The sequence below is a fragment of the Klebsiella planticola ATCC 33531 genome (genome assembly GCF_000735435.1).
GTDB classification, from domain to species: Bacteria; Pseudomonadota; Gammaproteobacteria; order Enterobacterales; family Enterobacteriaceae; genus Klebsiella; species Klebsiella planticola.
The window spans coordinates 74,814-93,847 of sequence record NZ_JMPP01000004.1; the positions used below are offsets into that span (position 1 = coordinate 74,814).

The window sequence follows — 19,034 nt, forward strand, 5'->3', positions numbered from 1 at the left end:
AAGGATAGACTCATGATTGAACTGGATAACGATTTGCAGTCCCGCCAGAACGCGCGGGAACTGGTGCGCAGCGCCAAAAAGGCTCAGGCGATTCTGGCCACCTTTTCGCAGCAACAAATCGACGCCATCGTGAAAAACGTGGCCCAGGAAGCCGCGCACCACGCCGAAGCGCTGGCGAAAATGGCTGCGGAAGAGACCGGATTTGGCAACTGGCAGGATAAAGTGCTGAAGAACCGTTTCGCTTCGCTGCGCGTTTACGACGCCATCAAAGATATGAAGACCGTCGGCATCATTCATGACGATCCGCTAAAAAAAGTGATGGACGTGGGCGTGCCGCTGGGCGTGATTTGTGCGCTGGTCCCGTCAACAAACCCAACCTCTACCGTGATCTACAAAACGCTGATTGCCCTGAAAGCCGGCAACGCGATTATCTTCTCCCCGCATCCGGGCGCGCGTCAGTGTAGCTGGAAGGCGATTGAGATCGTCAAGCGCGCCGCCGAAGCCGCAGGCGCGCCGGCAGGCAGCGTTGATGCCATTAGCCAGCTGACCCTCGAAGCCACTTCAGAACTGATGCACAGTAAAGACGTCTCGCTGATTCTGGCCACCGGCGGCGAAGGCATGGTGCGCGCGGCCTATGCTTCTGGCACCCCGACCATCAGCGGCGGCCCGGGAAACGGACCGGCCTTTATCGAGCGCAGCGCCGATATTCATCACGCGGTGAAAGATATTATCACCAGCAAAACCTTCGATAATGGCGTGATCTGCGCCTCCGAGCAGTCGATCATCGTTGAACGCTGCATTTACGACGAAGTACACCGCGAGCTGGAAGCCCAGGGCGCCTACTTCATGAATGAAGGTGAAGCGGCCAAAATGGCGGCTCTGCTTCTGCGCCCGAACGGCACCATCAACCCGAAAGTGGTGGGTAAAACTGCGCTGTATCTCAGCCAGCTTGCTGGCTTCAGCGTTCCGGCCAGCACTAAAGTGCTGATCGCCGAGCAGACCACCGTCTCTCACCAGAACCCTTACTCTCGCGAAAAACTGTGTCCAGTTCTCGGCCTGTATGTGGAAGAGGACTGGAAAGCGGCCTGCCACCGGGTGATGGAACTGCTGACCAACGAAGGCCTCGGCCATACGCTGGTAATCCATACCCGCAATCAGGATGTGATTCGTCAGTTCTGCCTCGAAAAACCGGTTAACCGCATTTTGATTAACACCCCGGCGGCGTTAGGGGGCATCGGTGCAACCACCAATATCACGCCGGCGCTGACGCTCGGCTGCGGCGCCGTTGGCGGCGGTTCCAGCTCCGATAACGTCGGCCCGATGAACCTGCTCAACATCCGCCGGGTCGGCTACGGCGTACGTTCCATCGATGAACTGCGCGCGCCGGGCAGCCGCCCTGAACCGCAGCCGACCATCGTCACGCCGGCAGCTAACCCGCAACGCAGCATTCTCGACGACGTGCGCTTCACCTCTCCTGGCGCCGCGACCCCCGTCGCGACCACCGGCAGCGCAGGGGCAGATAACCGTTTTGCTGTCGCCGCCGTCGAAGCGGAAGGCGAGATCAACGAGCAGAACGTGGAACGCATCATCCGCCAGGTGCTTGAGCGCTTAGGCCAGTAACGCATTGAAATAAGGCGATAAAAACAATGATTCTCGCAAAGGTAGTCGGACATGTCGTCGCCACGCAGAAATGCGCTGAGCTACGCGGCAGTAACCTGCTGCTGATCGTCAAACTGGACGATGACCAGCAGCCCATGAAGGACCAGACCTGGGTCGCCGTCGATAGCGTCGGCGCCGGCATGCACGACATCGTTCTGGCTGAAGAGTATTTCGCGCTCAACGCCGAGCATTACAAAGCCATGTCGGTGGTTGCCATTGTCGAGAACGTGTTTCGGGACGCTTAAGGAGTGAATAACCCAATGAGTGAATTTTTGCTGAAACCCCGGATCCGCTTTGGCCAGGACGCGCTCGCGGTTCTGGACGAGCTCCCCGCCCGCAACGTCCTGCTGGTGACCGACAAGGCGATGGTCAAATTTGGTCTCGCCGAACGCGTGACGGGCCCCTGGCGCCAGCGCGGCATCACCTTCCAGGTCTGGGATGACGTGGTAGCGGATCCGGATATCGCCACCATAGTCCGCGGGATGAAGTTGATGGATGCCAGCTATCCGGATCTGGTGGTGGCGTTGGGCGGCGGGTCGGTCATTGACGCGGCCAAAGCGGTTATTTTCGCCCTGGCGCAGACCCGTCCGCAGGCCGGACGCCAGCGTCCCTGCTTCGTGGCGATCCCGACCACCAGCGGTACCGGTTCCGAAGTGACCGCCTTTTCGGTCGTCAAGGCCGATGCCGAAAAACTGGTGCTGGTGGATCCGACGCTGCTGCCGGATATCGCCATTCTCGACCCGGCGCTGGTGGCTTCGGTCCCGCCGGCGATCACCGCCGATACCGGAATGGACGTTCTGTGCCACGCGCTGGAGGCCTACGTCTCCCGCGCCGCCAGCGACTTTTCCGATGCGCTGGCTGAAAAAGTGGTGCAGCAGGTTTTCCGCTATCTGCCCACCTGCTGGCGCAGCGGCGACAACCTGCTGGCTCGCGAAAAGATGCACAACGCCTCCTGCATGGCGGGCATGGCGTTTACCAACGCCTCGCTGGGCATTACCCACAGTCTGGCCCATGCGCTGGGCGGCGTTTTTCGCGTCCCCCACGGCCGTGCGAACGCGCTGTTAATGGCTGAGGTAGTGGCCTGGAACGCCGATTATCACGGGCAGTGCGCGACCGACGCCGCGCGCAAATATGCGCGCTTAGCCCATCTGCTGGATCTGCCTGCGGCCAATACCCGCCAGGGCGTCGCCAGCTTACTGGTCGCTATTCAGACATTAAAAGACGAGATGACGATGCCGACCGGCATTAGTGACACCGGCATTGCCAGTGCTGAGTTTGAGCAACGCCTGACGGAGATGGTTGGCCAGGCGCTACGCGACAGCTGTACACCGACCAATCCACGCACGCCGGACGCCAACGCGTTGATCGAGCTTTATCGCCGAGCCTGGAGCGGCAGCCGGTAATTGCCCGGCGGCGCTGCGCTTGCGCGGGCCGACAAGGGGCCGAATGTCAGGCCGGGTCAGGCGTCAGCCGCCCCCCGGCAGAAACACAGACACAGTACTCACCGCAGGGTTGCTATCAGCCGCGGAACAGAACATCTGGAGAATACTACATGGCACACTACAGCTTAACGCCGCGCGTCCACGTGCTGGCTGAACGTTTACTCTCACAAAAAAGCACCCTGTGCACCGAACATGCCGCCACGTTGAACGCCCTTGATGGCGATATCGCGGGCATTCCTGCCGCCGTCAAGCCGGCGCGTCGTTTCTATGAGTTGATGCGCCAGCTGCCGCTGTGCATCAGCCCCGATGAGCTCATTGTCGGCGACCAGACCCGCAAACCGCACGGGGCAATTTTTCACGATGAAAGCGCCGCGCAGCGTCCGTCGGCATTCCGTTTCCTGAATCTCAGCAGCGACCTGGACTCCCCGGATTACCGGCTGATTATTGAAAAAGGCGTGCTGGCGATTAAACACCAGCTGGAAGAGAAAACCCGCAGCCTGGGTAGCGCCGTCAGCCGCAGCGGTATGGATGAAGTCAACGGCTGCCGCGCCGCCATTTACGCCTGCGACGCCCTCCTCGCCCTGGCGCAGAATCTGGCCACCAGCGCCGAAACGCTCGCGGCGGCGGAAAGCAACCCGTATCGCCAGGCCGAACTGCTGGAGAGCGCGGCGATTCTGCATCACGTTCCGGCCCACCCGGCACGTAACTTCAAAGAGGCCTGCCAGGCATTTTATCTGTTTCAGCTGGCGCTGCAGCTGGACAACGGCAGCTATGCGGTGAACCCGGAAGGTGCCGATAAGGCGCTGCTGCCGTGGTATCAGCGCGACATCGCCAACGGCACCCTGACGCCGCAACGGGCCTATGAAATCGTTGAGTGCCTGTGGTTCAAGCTGGCACAGCTGAGCGAAGTCCGCGCCGCCTGCGCCATCGACGGCTACCCGATGTTCGACGCCCTGCGCCACGGCGCCAGCCTCGATGACCCCAGCACGATCATCAACGAACTGTCCGCGCTGTTCCTCTGCGCACAACGCAATCTGAGCGCGCTCAATCTGCCGGTACGCCTGTTCCACGGCGTACAAAAAGTTTCCGCCGCGCCATTTGCCGCCTGTAGCGAAACCACAACAGCAGAAGGGCTGACCCCGCGCATGCAGCGCCTGCGTAACCACTACCTGACGGTGCGCCCGAGCGTCTCTATTTACCGCGCGCTGGCCTTTACCGAGGTGGTGAAAGCGAATCCGGGTATGCCGACCATTCTGCTGCGCGCCAAAGCTTTCCGTCACGCCTGCGAAACCGCGCCGATTCTGATTCAGGACGATGAGCTGATCGTCGGCCATCCGTGCGGCAAGCCGCGCGCGGGGGCCTTCTCGCCGGATATCGCCTGGCGCTGGGTGCGCGACGAGCTCGATACCATGAGCACCCGTCCGCAGGATCCGTTTGAGATCAGCGAAGCAGATAAGAAAACCATCCGCGAAGAGATCGTACCGTTCTGGGAAGGTCGCTCGCTGGATGAGATCTGTGAAGCCCAGTACCGCGAAGCGGGCGTGTGGGCGTTCAGCGGCGAAACCTTCGTCAGCGACCTCTCCTACCATCAGATCAACGGCGGCGGCGATACCTGCCCGGGCTATGACGTGCTGCTGTTCACCAAAGGGATGAACGGCATTAAAGCCGACGCTGAGGCGCATCTTGCCAGCCTGAGCATGGAAAACCCGGAAGATATCGACCGCATCTATTACTACAAGGCGGCGATTGAAACCTGCGAAGGGGTGATCAACTACGCTCACCGCATCGCCGCGCGCGCCCGTGAGCTGGCCGCTATTGAGCAAAACGCCCAGCGCCGCGCCGAGCTGCTGACCATTGCCGAAGTGAACCAGAACGTCCCGGCGAACCCGCCGAAGACCCTGCAGGAAGCGCTGCAAAGTATCTGGACCGTGGAGTCGCTGTTTGAAATTGAAGAGAACCAGACCGGGCTGTCGTTGGGCCGCGTAGACCAGTACTGCTACCCGATGTTTGAAGCCGATATCCGCGAAGGCCGCCTGACTCACGAAGCTGCGCTGGAGCTGCTGCAGGCGTTTATCATCAAATGCGCCGAGCTGATGTGGATGTCGAGCGAGCTGGGGGCGAAATACTTCGCCGGTTATCAGCCGTTTATCAACCTGACCGTTGGCGGACAGAAGCGCTCCGGCGGCGATGCCTGTAACGACCTGACTTACCTGATTATGGACGCCGTGCGCTTTGTGAAGGTTTACCAGCCGTCGCTGGCCTGCCGTATCCACAACCAGTCACCGCAGAAATATATGGAAAAAATCGTCGACGTCGTCAAGGCGGGGATGGGTTTCCCGGCCTGCCACTTCGATGACTCCCATATCAAAATGATGCTGCGTAAAGGCTTCGATTTCGAAGACGCGCGCGATTACTGCCTGATGGGCTGCGTCGAACCGCAGAAATCCGGCCGTATCTATCAGTGGACCTCTACCGGTTACACCCAATGGCCTATCGCTATCGAGTTCGTCTTAAACCGCGGCCGGATGGTGCTGTTTGATAGCTATCAGGGGCTGGATACCGGCGACCTGCGCGAACTGCGCACCTTCGAAGCCTTTGACGCGGCGGTGAAACAGCAGATTGCCCATATCGTCCGTCTGTCGGCCATTGGCACAGTGATCAGCCAGCGCGTGCACCGCGACGTGGCGCCGAAACCGCTGATGTCGCTGCTGGTGGAAGGCTGCATGGAGAGCGGCAAAGACGTCGCCGCCGGCGGCGCGATGATCAACCACGGCCCGGGGCTGATCTTCTCCGGTCTGGCGACCTACGTCGATTCGATGGCGGCGATTCGTAAGCTGGTATTCGAAGATAAGAAATACACCCTCGAACAGATGCGCGATGCGATGCTGGCGAATTTCGAAGGCTTTGAAGCCCTGCGCCGCGACTGCCTGAACGCGCCGAAATACGGTAATGACGATAACTACGTTGACCAGTACGCACTGGATATTACCGAGTGGACCGAGCGCGAGTGCCGCAAGTACAAAATGCTCTACTCCACGCTGAGCCACGGCACCCTCTCTATCTCCAACAACACGCCGATTGGCGAGCTGACCAACGCCACGCCGAACGGCCGCCTGGCATGGATGCCGCTTTCCGACGGCATCAGTCCGACGCAGGGGGCGGATAAGCAGGGTCCAACCGCCATCATCAAGTCAGTCAGCAAGATGAACGTGGAGACCATGAACATCGGCATGGTGCATAACTTCAAGTTCCTCCAGGGGCTACTGGATACCCCGGAAGGTCGTCACGGCCTGATTACCCTGCTGCGCACGGCGTCGATTCTCGGCAACGGCCAGATGCAGTTCAGCTATGTCGATAACGAAGTGCTGAAAAAAGCCCAGCAGGAACCCGAAAAATATCGCGACCTGATCGTCCGCGTCGCCGGCTACAGCGCCTACTTCGTTGAGCTGTGCAAAGAGGTACAGGACGAAATTATCAGCCGTACGGTGATTGAGAAGTTCTGATAAGGACACGGACGTTTTTGGACACGGATGTCCCGATCGTTTTACTGGAGGTAGCTGTGAGCGCAAAACAAGAATTAACCGGGCGAATATTCAATATTCAGAAATATTCGATCTACGACGGCGATGGAATTCGCACACTGGTTTTTTTCAAAGGCTGCAATATACGCTGCCCATGGTGCGCTAACCCGGAGGGGCTGAATAGCCAGTTCCAGGTCATGTTCTCGCACGACAAATGCATTAACTGCGGCGACTGCGTCAATGTCTGCCCGGCCGGCATTCACTACCGGGCAGAAGAAAACGGCGAGATGAAGCATTTTGTCGACCGTAATAAAGACTGTATTGGCTGCCGCAAATGCGAAGAGATTTGCACCCAGAACGCGCTGGATATTATGGGTAAAGACGTCACCGTCAGCGAGCTGATGGATATCATCATGCAAGATTATGACTTCTACATCGCTTCCGGCGGCGGCGTGACCATCGGCGGCGGCGAAATGAGCCTGCAAACCGATTTTGCCGTGGCGCTGTTCAGCGAATGCAAAAAGATGATGCTCAATACCGCCATCGAAACCCAGGGTACGACCCCGCTGGCCAATTATCAAAAGCTGGCGCCGGTAACCGACACCTTCTTATTCGATATTAAGCAAATCAACAGCGAACACCATAAAGCGTTATTTGGCATCGGCAATGAAGGTATTCGCCGCAATCTGGAATGGCTGGTGGACTCCGGCGCTAACGTGATTATTCGCATGCCGTTGGTTCGCGGATATAACGACTCATTCGATGCCATTACCGGGGCTATTGATTACGTGCAGAAACTGGCGAAGCGCGGAAATATCCGCCGTATCGACATGCTGCCGTACCACCAGTTGGGCCGCAAAAAATACGAGCGCCTGGATATGCCCTACCCCATTACCCAGGACCCGTCTTATTCGTCCGAAGAGCTGAACCAGCTGGAGACGTTCTTCACGCAGTTTGATTTTGATATTCGCTTAGTCCGCCATTAACAGGAGCCGACAATGAAAAGTTTAGGCGTAATTGAAACGCGAGGGCTGGTCACCGCCATTCAGGCCGTAGACGCCGCTTGTAAAGCCGCAGGCGTGACCTGCATTGGCTATCGCAAAATCGGATCGGGGCTGGTCAGCGTCTGCTTCGAAGGCGAGATCAGCGCCATCCACACCGCTATTGAGCGCGGCGTTGAGGTGGCGGGCGCTGCGCAGCACGTCAAGTCGCTGGTCATCGCCCGTCCGGAACCCAGCGTGGTGGCGGCGCTGAGTCATCTGAAAGGTCGCCCGGAGGCAAAAACGCCCGCGAACCACGCTGACATGAAAAACGTGGACGAGAAAAACGCAGTACCGCTACCGATGGAAAAAGTCGCGCCGCAGACGCCGCCTTCCCCGCCAGCACCGGGGGAGCCTGAAGATAAAAATGCCGCGATGAAGAAAGGGAAGAAGGCATGATCGACACCCTGCTACATGAAAAAATCACCGCCCGGCTGACGCGCTCCGCGCCCGATATCCCGGTCGGTATCTCTAACCGCCATGTTCATCTGTCTCAGCAGGATGTCGAGGCGCTGTTTGGCCAGGGTTATGCGCTGACGCCGTTTAAACCCCTGCGCCAGCCGGGGCAGTTTGCCGCCCAGGAGTGCGTTACCGTCGTCGGCCCGAAGGGCTCGCTCGCTCAGGTTCGCGTCCTCGGGCCAACCCGCCCGGTGACTCAGCTGGAAATCTCCCGCGCCGACTGCTTTACCCTCGGCATCAAAGCGCCGGTTCGCGAATCTGGCCAGCTGGAGAACGCGGGTAACGCGCTGCTGATCGGCCCGGCAGGCCACGTCGAATTGCGTTCTCAGGTGATCTGCGCCTGGCGGCATATCCATATGTCGCCGCAGGATGCGCGGCAGTTGAACGTCGCCAATGGCCAGAAGGTGAGCGTCCGCAGCAACGGCGAACGCCAGTTGACCTTCGACGAAGTGGTGGTGCGGGTGCGCGAGGACTTCGCGCTGGAATTTCATATTGATACCGAAGAAGCCAATGCCGCCGGACTGAAAAACGGCGCGCAGGTCACGCTCATCGCTTAACGGAGACCAGCCATGACCGACGAACAGATGGAATACCTGGTGGAACGCATTATTCAGCGCCTGCGGCCGCCGGTACTGGTGATGGTTGGCCCGGCCGCGGGCTATCGCCAGGCCATCCGCAGCCGTCTGGCGGGATGCGGACAGCGTCTGCAGCTGGCGCTGGACGAAGGAGTGCCGGATGCCGCGCAATGGCAGGCGGTCGGTGAAACGCTGCCGGGCGATACCTGGCAGGAAGCGCTGCCGTCGGCAAGCTGGCGGGCCGTGGTGGTGCCGTTTCTCGACTATCCGCTGGCGGCCGATCTGGTGAACGGCACCTTGCAAAACCCACAAGCCAGGCGGTTGCATGCAGCTCTGCTTGCCGGCCTGCCGGTACTGGCGCTGCGCTATCACTGCGATCCGGCCAGCGAGTTAAACCAGCTGCGCGGAGCAGACAGCGCTACGCCCTACGCCGAACATATGCAGTCCACGTTGACGAGGCTGACGGCATGCGGTGTCACGCTGTGCACCATGAATGAGCTACTGGCGAAGCTGGCGGCAGGAACAGAGGCGCTCGCTCAGGTACCCACCGCCGGCACGCGGCGTTATCTCACTGTCACAGACATCGTGAATAATCCGGCGCTGGCCTGCGCCCCCGAAGCGCAGTTAACCGATGCCGCTATCGATTTTTTGAAAAACAGAAAAAAAGAACCCTACCTTAATAAATAGATCCGGAGTTTATTATGTCTTCAAAAACAAAATGTTGGCTATGGATGCTGTTGGTTATCCTTTCGGAAACCTCGGCCACTTCCACCCTGAAAATGTTCGGTAGCAGCGAAGGGAGCACCAAAATGCTGCTGCTCGGGCTGCTGGTGCTGCTGTACTGCACCTGCTACTACTCCCTTTCCCGCGCGGTGAAAGATATTCCCGTTGGTCTGGCATACGCCACCTGGTCCGGTACCGGAATTCTGGTGGTGTCGACGCTGGGAATGGCATTTTACGGTCAGCATCCGGACACCGCGGCGATTATCGGCATGGCCGTTATCGCCAGCGGCATCGTTATCATGAATCTGTTTTCCAAAATGGGTAGCGAAGAGAGCGAAGATACGCCAGCTAAACCGGTTGCTTCACCCTCATCTCTGGACAAAAAAGTCGCCAACTAACGCAAAAGGAATCGTATATGTTTAATCTCGGATTTTTATGGTTGGCGCTGTCTATCGGCTCCGAAATCACCGGTACCTCGATGATCAAAAAGACCAACGGCTTTAGCAAACTGGCGCCATCGGTACTGGTGGTCTGCGCCTACGGCCTGTGCTACTTCGCCCTCACTCGCGCGATGAGCACGATTCCGGTGGGCGTCGCCTACTCGCTATGGTGCGGCTTTGGTATCGTCGGCGTCACCATCTGCTCGATGATCCTCTACAAACAAAAACCGGATCTGCCGGCGATCCTCGCCATGGTGCTGATTATTTCCGGCGGCATCATCATGAACGTCTTCTCCAGCATGTAAGTCCCGCCTGCGCCTTCATTGAGTTCCATGAGGGCGCAAAACCGCACTCTGTAAACCGTTATTGCCGCAATAAAAAAAACCGCTTTCACTGCCGCCGCGTTTCGTGGCAGGATAGTCTGATGAACAGAATCGTCGTCATTGCCCGCCCATATCGTTGGTGGCTGCCTGCATAACAGGCGGCACGATTCACTTTTCCATTTTTAAAGCCGCCGGAAGGCGGCTTTATCGTTTCTCAGCGACGTCTTTCGGCTTAATAGCATCGTAAGGAGTCTCTGATGAACACCAACCCGACCATTCTTACCGGCGATCGCCCCACCGGCCAGCTGCATCTCGGCCACTACGTGGGATCGCTACGCCAGCGCGTGCAGCTTCAGCACGATCATCAACAGTTTATCCTCATCGCCGATCTGCAGGGATTAACCGATAACGGCAGCGACCCACAGAAAATCAGCAGCAATATCTTTGAGGTGATGGCCGATTATCTGGCGGTAGGTATCGACCCGCACAAGACCACGATTTGCCTGCAATCGGCGCTTCCCGCCCTGGCGGAGCTGAGCGCGCTGTATATGAATATCGTCACCGTCGCCCGCGTCGAACGTAACCCGACGGTCAAAAGTGAAATCGCCCAGAAGGGATTCTCCCGTTCACTACCGGTCGGTTTTCTGGCCTACCCCATCAGCCAGGCGGCCGATATCACCGCGTTTAAGGCGGGTCTGGTGCCGGTCGGCGACGATCAGCTGCCGATGATCGAACAGACCAATGAGATCGTCCATAAAATGAATAGCCTGACCACGACGCCGGTACTGCAGCACTGTCGGGCGCTGCTCAGCGATGTCAGCCGCCTGCCCGGCATTGACGGCGGCGCCAAGATGTCAAAGTCGCTGGGCAATACGCTCACGCTCTCGGCCAGCGAAGAGCAGATTCATCGTGCGGTCGGCGCAATGTATACCGACCCGACCCATCTGCGGGTCAGCGATCCTGGCCAAATCGAAGGCAATGTTGTCTTTACATACCTCGATGCTTTCCATCCCGCCCCTGCCTTCGTCGCTGAAATGAAGGCGCATTATCAACGCGGCGGACTGGGTGACCGACAGTGCAAAAACGCGCTGGAGGAGTGTCTGCAGACGCTGCTGGCGCCCATTCGCCAACGCCGGGCAACGTATATTGCGGATAAAGGAATGTTGCTGGAGTTGCTGCGCCAGGGTAGCGAGCGGGCGCATCGTCTCACGCAGCAAACGTTGCATGAGGTGATGCGCGGATTAGGATTGCCGGTTCTGTTCTGAGCGCCGGGGCGCGACGCCTTAATGCTGCGGGTCCTGCTCACCCTGGTGCATCTTCACGCAGTCGCGCCCGCTGCGCTTGGCCACGTACAGCGCGCTGTCAGCGTTGCGCAGCAGCCGGTTATAATCCGGATGGCCGGTATGCACGGCAAAGCCCGCACTGGTGGTAATCGCGATATTGGTCTCGCCGCCGACGTTAAACGGGAGCTGGCTAATGCTTTTACGTAAGCGCTCAAGGAGCGCAAAAGCCTCGGCCGCGCCGGTTTCCACCAGCACCAGCAGAAACTCTTCGCCGCCGTAGCGAAAGATATAATCGCTGGAGCGGATGTTATTGCTGAGCAGGTCGGCAACGTGCTTGATTGCCCGGTCGCCCACCATATGGCCCCAGTTATCATTAATCTCTTTAAAATGGTCAATATCCACAATCGCCACCGTCATCGGCAGTTCATGTTCCATAGCGAGCGTGACCTCATGCTTGAGGACGACCGGCAGATAACGGCGGTTTAACAGGCTGGTCAGGGTGTCTTTGCCGTTCTGCATCTGCGACAGACTGCTGAAGATAACCCCGAGCTGGCTGCTGATTTTCTGGCAATGGATGTGGATGCTCTGGAGCAAAGTTTGCGTATTTTTATATTCTGCGCTGCTGTCTGAGGATTTCCAGCCGGCGATTAAATTGTCTACCTGCGTAATCAAGTCGGCGATCTCCTCCATCTGCGCGTTCTTGTTAAAATAGCGCACGCATTTATGACGGAACCACAGGCCAAACTCAGATTCAGATAATAACGTCCCGTTAATATCGCTCTTATTTTCACTGACAATATTAAAAATCGCGCTATTTTCCCAGCCGGAGAGCGAAACCTGCTGTTTGCCATATTCCATTGGCACATTATCCATCAGGCTATACAGACGAAAGGCTTCTTCATTTTTCGTCGCCCGATAGTGCGATAAGGTGTAGGCATGGCACATCATCTCGATCGCCATATTAATCGCCATTACCGCGTAGTGGATGGTCGCAAGACCGGTCTGGTGATCAATCTTATCGTTATCCCGCACATATTCAATCAGCCCGGCCTTGAGCTGGCGCGCGCCGCGCAGTACGGCCTCGGCGGGGATGCCGATGCGCGCATGAATACTGCCAATATGGTATTGCCTTTCTGCCAGCGCCTGCAGCTGATCTTTCTCGCTGGTCAAAATGTCGTTGACCCACACGGCCAGCGAACGGCTAAGACGTTCCTGAACCAGATCGTAAGTCAGGTGGCGGGCGATATCGGGATCCTGAAAAATGAAGTCATAAAAACGAGCGGCCAGCGCCTCAGACTGCTCAGCGGCAATATTTTTAAGAATCGCCTTCACTTCCGGCTTCAGGCCGTCATACAACGGCAACCACTCCTTAAAAATAACTGAGATATATTTCTTGCTTTCATCGCTCATTAAATAAAGCACTCGCCGACATAAGTCTATTTTCAAGGCCGCAAATCATACAACAGTTCGCCCTGGTCAACCAGATTAAAAATTCAGCAACCGGGCTTCCCGCTCGCCTGTCCAACCGTTTGCGGCGATTGGCGCTGCGACAGCAATAACCCATGTTAATTGTATGGACATACTCGCGGTAAATGCTAGTATCCCATAGACAGTAGCTATATTTATGCGTGTTTCATTTAAGGCCAGGATTGCTGATGATGACCACATTCATAGCACATCTATTTCACCGGGTAGTCGCGCAGCTGGACGTTCGCGCCGGTCGGCCTTGCCCCTCCCCACCTCTGTCTTTCAAAGGGATAACGCTCCGTACGACGGAGAGAAGAAACGCGCATCACTCAGCAATATGGAACAGAGCGAGTAGCGTATGGACAAAATCAAACAGCACTGGGCCTGGTGCCTTATCGGCCTGCTGGCGGTTATCGCCGCCCTGATATGGTGGGCATTGCGTCCGCCGGGACTTCCGCAGGGCTTTGCCGGCAGCAACGGCAGAATAGAAGCCACCGAGGTGGATATCGCCACCAAAACCGCCGGACGCATCGACGCCATTCTGGTCAAAGAGGGGCAGTTTGTGCGCAAGGGCGAGGTGCTGGCGCGGATGGATATTCGGGTGCTGAACGAACAGCGCCTCGAAGCGGCCGCCCAGATTAAAGAGGCGGAAAGCGCGGTCGCCGCCGCCAAAGCGCTGCTGGATCAGCGCCAAAGCGAAATGCGCGCCACGGAAGCGGTGGTGAAACAGCGGCAGGCGGAGCTGAACTCCACCGCAAAACGCCACGTGCGCTCCAGCGCGCTGTCACAGCGCGGCGCGGTGTCAGCCCAGCAGCTTGACGATGATCAGGCGGCAGCGGAAAGCGCCCGGGCAGCGCTCGAATCCGCCAGAGCCCAGGTCTCAGCGGCAAAAGCGGCAATTGAAGCCGCCCGTACCAGCATTATTCAGGCCCAGACCCGCGTTGATGCCGCTCAGGCAACCGAACGGCGCATCCTCGCCGATATTGACGATAGCGAACTCAAAGCGCCGCGCGACGGCCGCATTCAGTATCGCGTCGCCGAACCGGGCGAGGTCCTGGCCGCCGGCGGCCGGGTGCTGAATATGGTCGATCTCTCCGATGTCTATATGACCTTCTTCCTGCCTACCGAGCAGGCAGGCCTGCTGGCGCTGGGCAGCGAAGCGCGCATCGTGCTGGACGCGGCGCCGGGCCTGGTGGTGCCTGCCCATATCAGCTTTGTCGCCAGCGTCGCGCAGTTTACGCCAAAGACGGTAGAAACCAGCGATGAACGCCTGAAGCTGATGTTCCGCGTGAAGGCCCGCATCCCGCCGGAGCTGCTGGAGCAGCATCTTGAGTATGTGAAAACCGGTCTGCCCGGCATGGCGTATGTCCGCCTGGATAGCCAGCGGGCGTGGCCCGATACGCTCACGGTGAGGTTACCGCAATGAGAGGCGTTGAGCAGGATACTCACCCACCGGTCGCCCTGCTGGAACACGTCGGCCAGCGCTTTGGCACCACCGTCGCGCTGCGGGATATCACGCTAAGCATCCCCGCTCGTCAGATGGTCGGCCTGATCGGCCCTGACGGCGTCGGCAAATCCAGCTTACTGTCGCTGATTTCCGGCGCGCGGGTCATTGAGCAAGGTAACGTGATAGTGCTCGGTGGCGATATGCGCGATGCGCGTCACCGCCGGGATGTTTGCCCCAAAATCGCCTGGATGCCGCAGGGGCTGGGTAAAAACCTCTATCACACCCTGTCGGTGTATGAAAACGTTGATTTCTTTGCCCGCCTGTTTGGTCATGACAAAGCCGAACGCGAGAACCGCATCGATGAACTCCTGCGCAGCACCGGACTGGATCCTTTCCGCGATCGCCCTGCCGGGAAATTATCCGGCGGGATGAAGCAGAAGCTCGGCCTGTGCTGCGCGTTGATCCATGACCCGCAGCTGTTGATCCTTGATGAACCCACGACCGGCGTTGACCCACTTTCTCGCGCCCAGTTCTGGGAGCTGATTGACAGCATCCGCCAACGCCAGCCGGAGATGAGCGTACTGGTCGCCACGGCCTATATGGAAGAGGCGGAACGCTTCGACTGGCTGGTAGCGATGAACGCGGGGGAAGTACTGGCGACCGGTAGTGCCGCAGAACTTAAAGCGCAAACCCACAGTCAGACCCTGGAGCAGGCGTTTATCGCCCTGCTGCCGGAAGCCCAGCGCAAGGCGCATAAAGAGGTGATCATTGCGCCGCGTAACGCTCAGGAAAATGACATCGCGATTGAAGCCCGTGGCCTGACCATGCGCTTCGGTAACTTCGTGGCGGTCGACCATGTGAACTTCCGCATCGCTCGCGGCGAGATTTTTGGTTTCCTCGGTTCGAACGGTTGCGGTAAATCAACCACCATGAAAATGCTGACCGGCCTGCTGCCCGCCAGCGAAGGCGAAGCCTGGCTATTTGGTCAGCCGGTCAATCCCAGGGATATCGAAACCCGGCGCCGCGTCGGCTATATGTCGCAGGCTTTCTCCCTCTACAGCGAACTGACCGTCAGGCAGAACCTCGAACTGCACGCCCGTTTATTTCACATTCCGGATGCCGACATCCCCGCTCGGGTGGCGGAAATGAGCCAGCGTTTTATGTTAACGGAGGTTGAAGATGCGCTGCCCGCCTCTCTGCCGTTAGGTATTCGCCAGCGCCTTTCGCTGGCCGTGGCGGTGATCCATCGTCCGGAAATGCTGATCCTGGATGAACCGACTTCCGGCGTCGATCCGGTCGCCAGGGATATGTTCTGGCAGCTGATGGTCGATCTCGCCCGCCAGGATCGAGTGACGATTTTTATCTCGACCCACTTTATGAATGAAGCCGAGCGCTGCGATCGCATTTCGCTGATGCACGCCGGGAAGGTACTGGCCAGCGATACGCCGCAGGCGCTGGTTGCGCAGCGCGGGGCGGCAAACCTTGAAGAGGCGTTTATCGCCTGGCTGCAGGATGCCCAGCGGCCCGTCGAACAAATACCGCCCGCCCCGCCGGTTAGCGCTCCCGCCGGAACGACGGCCCCACGCCAGGCGTTCAGCCTGCGGCGACTGTTTAGCTACAGCCGACGTGAAGCGCTGGAGCTGCGGCGCGATCCGGTACGTTCGACCCTGGCGCTGCTGGGTACCGTGATTCTGATGTTCATCATGGGATACGGCATTAGCATGGACGTGGAAGATCTGCGCTTCGCGGTCCTCGATCGCGACCAGACCCTCAGCAGTCAGGGCTGGTCGCAGAATATCGCCGGTTCGCGCTACTTCATTGAGCAACCGCCGCTGCAGAGCTATGACCAACTGGACAGACGGATGCGCAACGGCGAACTGGCCGTCGCCATTGAAATTCCGCCTGATTTCGGCCGTGATATTGCCCGCGGCACGCCGGTAAAAATTGGCGTCTGGGTGGACGGCGCTATGCCTAACCGGGCTGAGACGGTGCGCGGCTACGTCCAGGCGATGCATCTGGCCTGGCTGCAGGAGATGGCCGGACGGCAGGCGACGCCCGGTCGCGATACCTCGCTGATATCCATCGAGACGCGCTATCGCTATAACCCGGACGTGAAAAGCCTACCGGCCATTGTTCCGGCGGTGATCCCGCTGCTGTTGATGATGATCCCGGCGATGCTCAGCGCGCTGAGCGTGGTACGTGAAAAAGAGCTGGGTTCAATCATCAATCTGTACGTCACGCCGACGACCCGCAGCGAGTTTCTTCTGGGCAAGCAGCTGCCGTATATCGCGCTGGGCATGTTTAACTTCTTCCTGCTGTGCGCGCTGTCGGTCCTGGTGTTTGGCGTGGCGCATAAGGGGAGTTTTCTGACCCTGACGCTGGCGGCGCTGCTGTATGTCACCATCGCTACCGGGTTGGGGCTGCTGATCTCGACCTTTATGAAAAGCCAGATTGCGGCCATCTTTGGCACCGCCATTATTACGCTGATACCGGCCACGCAGTTTTCCGGGATGATTGACCCGGTCGCTTCGCTGGAGGGGCCAGGTCGCTGGATTGGGCAGATTTACCCGACCAGCCACTTCCTGACCATTGCCCGCGGCACATTTTCAAAAGCCCTGAATCTGACCGATCTGTGGGCGTCCTTTATACCGCTGCTGATAGCTATCCCGCTGGTGCTCGGCCTCAGCGTGTGGCTACTGAAAAAACAGGAGGGATGATGCGCGGATTACGCAATATCTATCATCTCGGCATCAAGGAGCTGCGCAGTCTGCTCGGCGATAAGGCGATGCTGACCTTAATCCTGTTCGCCTTTACCGTATCGGTCTATTCCTCAGCGACCGTGATGCCGGGGTCGCTGCATTTGGCGCCTGTCGCGATTGCCGATATGGATAAATCGCAGCTCTCTTCGCGAATTATCAACGGCTTTTATCGGCCGTGGTTTTTACCGCCTGAGCTGATTAATGAAGATGAGATGGATGCCGGGCTGGATGCCGGGAACTATACCTTTGCCATTAATATCCCGCCCAACTTTCAGCGTGATGTGCTCGCCGGACGGCAGCCGGAAATTCAGGTGAACGTCGACGCCACGCGTATGAGCCAGGCGTTTACCGGCAATGGCTATATCCAGAATATTATTAGCGGGGAGGTGAACAGCTTCGTAGCTCGCTATCGGGGTAACGATACCCTACCGGTCGAGCTGGCGGTGCGCATGCGCTTTAACCCCAATCTCGAACAGGAGCGTTTTGGCGCGGTCATGGCCATCATCAATAACATCACCCTGCTGGCCATCGTGTTGACCGGCTCGGCGCTGATCCGCGAGCGCGAGCACGGTACGATCGAACACCTGTTGGTCATGCCAGTAACGCCATTCGAAATTATGCTGGCAAAAATCTGGTCGATGGGGCTGGTGGTGCTGGTGGTTTCCGGGCTGTCGCTGCTGCTCATGGTCCAGGGAGTGCTGCAGGTGCCGATTGAAGGTTCCATCCCGCTGTTTATGCTGGGCGTGGCCCTGAGCCTGTTTGCCACCACGTCCATCGGTATCTTTATGGGAACAATAGCTCGCTCGATGCCGCAGCTGGGGCTGCTGATGATTCTGGTGCTGCTGCCGCTGCAGATGCTGTCTGGCGGCTCGACCCCGCGGGAAAGCATGCCGCAGGCGGTGCAGGATATTATGTTAACCATGCCGACCACGCATTTTGTCAGCCTGGCGCAGGCGATTCTGTATCGGGGGGCTGACTTTGCCATCGTCTGGCCGCAGTTTTTAACCCTGATGGCCATCGGCGGCGTGTTCTTCACTATCGCATTGCTACGTTTTCGTAAAACGATTGGTACGATGGCGTGAGTGGCGCGCGGTGGCCGTCCGTCAGGTGGCGGCCACCGGCGATAAGGACCCAGTTAGTGCTTGCGGTTGATCACGCGACGTAGCAGCCAGGTAAAGCCCATCGCCATGCTGAACAGAATAAACAGCAGAACCACCCAGCTCAGCGAAATACGCACTAACGCGCTGAACGTCATCAGCGGCTGCAGGTAGACGGTAAAGGATTCGCTTACCGGTTTCCCCATCAGCAGCATGACGCTGTCAACGGCCCAGACGCACACCCGGCAAGCAACCCAGATAATCGCCGGCCAGCACAACAGAACCAAAAAGGTGAAGCGTTCCTGCAGGTAACGGATGAACCGGCGCAAAGGCGACCATTTTAAAAGGATCTTCATTTATATTCTCATCGTGCCGCTCGATAACATTGATGCCACACCCATTAGACTGCGTGGGGGGAGGGGTATCTCAGCGACATCGGGATAGCATTAATACAGATCGTACGCGCTACATTATATCGATATTACAGTGACACGAACTCGATCGAGTTAACAAACTGTTAATGACACTAAAACATTTCCCTGCGAAAGTCCAGTTACAACAGCACGTGTCGTTAAATATAAACCAACTATTTTAACATGCTGATAAATAATGATTAAAATAAAAAATATCAGTCAAATAAATATTTTTAAATATAAATCTGGATTTTTTATTTTGTGTTTTTACGTCATTAATAAGCGCAGAAAATAATATTTTCTATTAATAAATAGAGGGTCATAAAAAGAAGCGGGATATATTCAGCACCGCGAGATATGAAAAGCGATATGTACCGACAACCGCC

General features: G+C 57.8%; 16 protein-coding genes. 14 read left to right on the top strand and 2 right to left on the bottom strand.

Annotated elements, in window-relative coordinates:
* The first annotated feature begins 12 nt into the window (after positions 1 to 12).
* From GRPL_RS23880 to trpS, 11 genes are all read left to right on the top strand, one after another.
* On the top strand, positions 13 to 1,620 hold the full coding sequence (locus GRPL_RS23880; protein WP_050500286.1) for an acetaldehyde dehydrogenase (acetylating): 1,608 nt from the start codon (positions 13 to 15) through the stop codon (positions 1,618 to 1,620).
* Between the two features lie 26 nt (positions 1,621 to 1,646).
* The gene (locus GRPL_RS23875) at positions 1,647 to 1,904 is read left to right on the top strand and encodes a EutN/CcmL family microcompartment protein (RefSeq protein ID WP_032698241.1); all 258 of its coding nucleotides are present in this window, start codon (positions 1,647 to 1,649) and stop codon (positions 1,902 to 1,904) included.
* Positions 1,905 to 1,919: 15 nt separating this feature from the next.
* Positions 1,920 to 3,062: a 1-propanol dehydrogenase PduQ gene (locus GRPL_RS23870; RefSeq protein ID WP_032689644.1), complete on the top strand. Its 1,143-nt coding sequence runs from the start codon at positions 1,920 to 1,922 to the stop codon at positions 3,060 to 3,062.
* Between the two features lie 149 nt (positions 3,063 to 3,211).
* Complete coding sequence (cutC, locus tag GRPL_RS23865; RefSeq protein ID WP_032689645.1) at positions 3,212 to 6,604, top strand: choline trimethylamine-lyase; 3,393 nt, start codon at positions 3,212 to 3,214, stop codon at positions 6,602 to 6,604.
* A 56-nt stretch (positions 6,605 to 6,660) separates the two neighbouring features.
* Positions 6,661 to 7,608 (top strand): choline TMA-lyase-activating enzyme, encoded by a 948-nt coding sequence (cutD, locus tag GRPL_RS23860; protein ID WP_004857478.1) that lies wholly within the window; start codon positions 6,661 to 6,663, stop codon positions 7,606 to 7,608.
* Positions 7,609 to 7,620: 12 nt separating this feature from the next.
* On the top strand, positions 7,621 to 8,061 hold the full coding sequence (locus GRPL_RS23855) for a BMC domain-containing protein (RefSeq protein WP_032689646.1): 441 nt from the start codon (positions 7,621 to 7,623) through the stop codon (positions 8,059 to 8,061).
* Positions 8,058 to 8,678, top strand: a complete 621-nt coding sequence (locus tag GRPL_RS23850; RefSeq protein ID WP_032689648.1) for a phosphate propanoyltransferase — start codon at positions 8,058 to 8,060, stop codon at positions 8,676 to 8,678. The genes GRPL_RS23855 and GRPL_RS23850 overlap by 4 nt, the downstream gene beginning before the upstream one ends.
* A gap of 12 nt (positions 8,679 to 8,690) precedes the next feature.
* The gene (locus GRPL_RS23845) at positions 8,691 to 9,383 is read left to right on the top strand and encodes a hypothetical protein (RefSeq protein ID WP_032697895.1); all 693 of its coding nucleotides are present in this window, start codon (positions 8,691 to 8,693) and stop codon (positions 9,381 to 9,383) included.
* A gap of 14 nt (positions 9,384 to 9,397) precedes the next feature.
* The gene (locus tag GRPL_RS23840) at positions 9,398 to 9,817 is read left to right on the top strand and encodes a DMT family transporter (RefSeq protein ID WP_032689651.1); all 420 of its coding nucleotides are present in this window, start codon (positions 9,398 to 9,400) and stop codon (positions 9,815 to 9,817) included.
* A gap of 17 nt (positions 9,818 to 9,834) precedes the next feature.
* Positions 9,835 to 10,164: a DMT family transporter gene (locus GRPL_RS23835; RefSeq protein ID WP_004857466.1), complete on the top strand. Its 330-nt coding sequence runs from the start codon at positions 9,835 to 9,837 to the stop codon at positions 10,162 to 10,164.
* A 275-nt stretch (positions 10,165 to 10,439) separates the two neighbouring features.
* Entirely contained in the window at positions 10,440 to 11,447 is a 1,008-nt protein-coding gene (trpS, locus tag GRPL_RS23830; RefSeq protein ID WP_032698243.1) for a tryptophan--tRNA ligase, read from the top strand.
* Between the two features lie 18 nt (positions 11,448 to 11,465).
* Here trpS and GRPL_RS23825 read toward each other — a convergent pair whose 3' ends face one another.
* Positions 11,466 to 12,875, bottom strand: coding sequence for a diguanylate cyclase (locus tag GRPL_RS23825; RefSeq protein ID WP_032689654.1), 1,410 nt, complete (start codon positions 12,873 to 12,875; stop codon positions 11,466 to 11,468).
* A 415-nt stretch (positions 12,876 to 13,290) separates the two neighbouring features.
* Here GRPL_RS23825 and GRPL_RS23820 point away from each other — a divergent pair, with 415 nt between their 5' ends.
* Genes GRPL_RS23820 through GRPL_RS23810 form a run of 3 tightly spaced genes read left to right on the top strand, consistent with a single transcriptional unit; the run spans position 13,291 to position 18,220 of the window.
* On the top strand, positions 13,291 to 14,358 hold the full coding sequence (locus GRPL_RS23820) for an HlyD family secretion protein (RefSeq protein ID WP_032698244.1): 1,068 nt from the start codon (positions 13,291 to 13,293) through the stop codon (positions 14,356 to 14,358).
* Positions 14,355 to 17,096, top strand: a complete 2,742-nt coding sequence (gene rbbA / locus GRPL_RS23815) for a ribosome-associated ATPase/putative transporter RbbA (protein WP_032698245.1) — start codon at positions 14,355 to 14,357, stop codon at positions 17,094 to 17,096. The genes GRPL_RS23820 and rbbA overlap by 4 nt, the downstream gene beginning before the upstream one ends.
* Entirely contained in the window at positions 17,096 to 18,220 is a 1,125-nt protein-coding gene (locus GRPL_RS23810) for an ABC transporter permease (RefSeq protein WP_032689657.1), read from the top strand. Before rbbA ends, GRPL_RS23810 begins: the two co-directional genes overlap by 1 nt.
* A gap of 53 nt (positions 18,221 to 18,273) precedes the next feature.
* On the opposite strand, the gene GRPL_RS23805 is transcribed toward GRPL_RS23810, so the two are convergent.
* A complete protein-coding gene (locus GRPL_RS23805; RefSeq protein ID WP_032689658.1) occupies positions 18,274 to 18,591 on the bottom strand; it encodes a hypothetical protein in 318 nt (105 codons plus the stop codon).
* Positions 18,592 to 19,034: the final 443 nt, after the last annotated feature.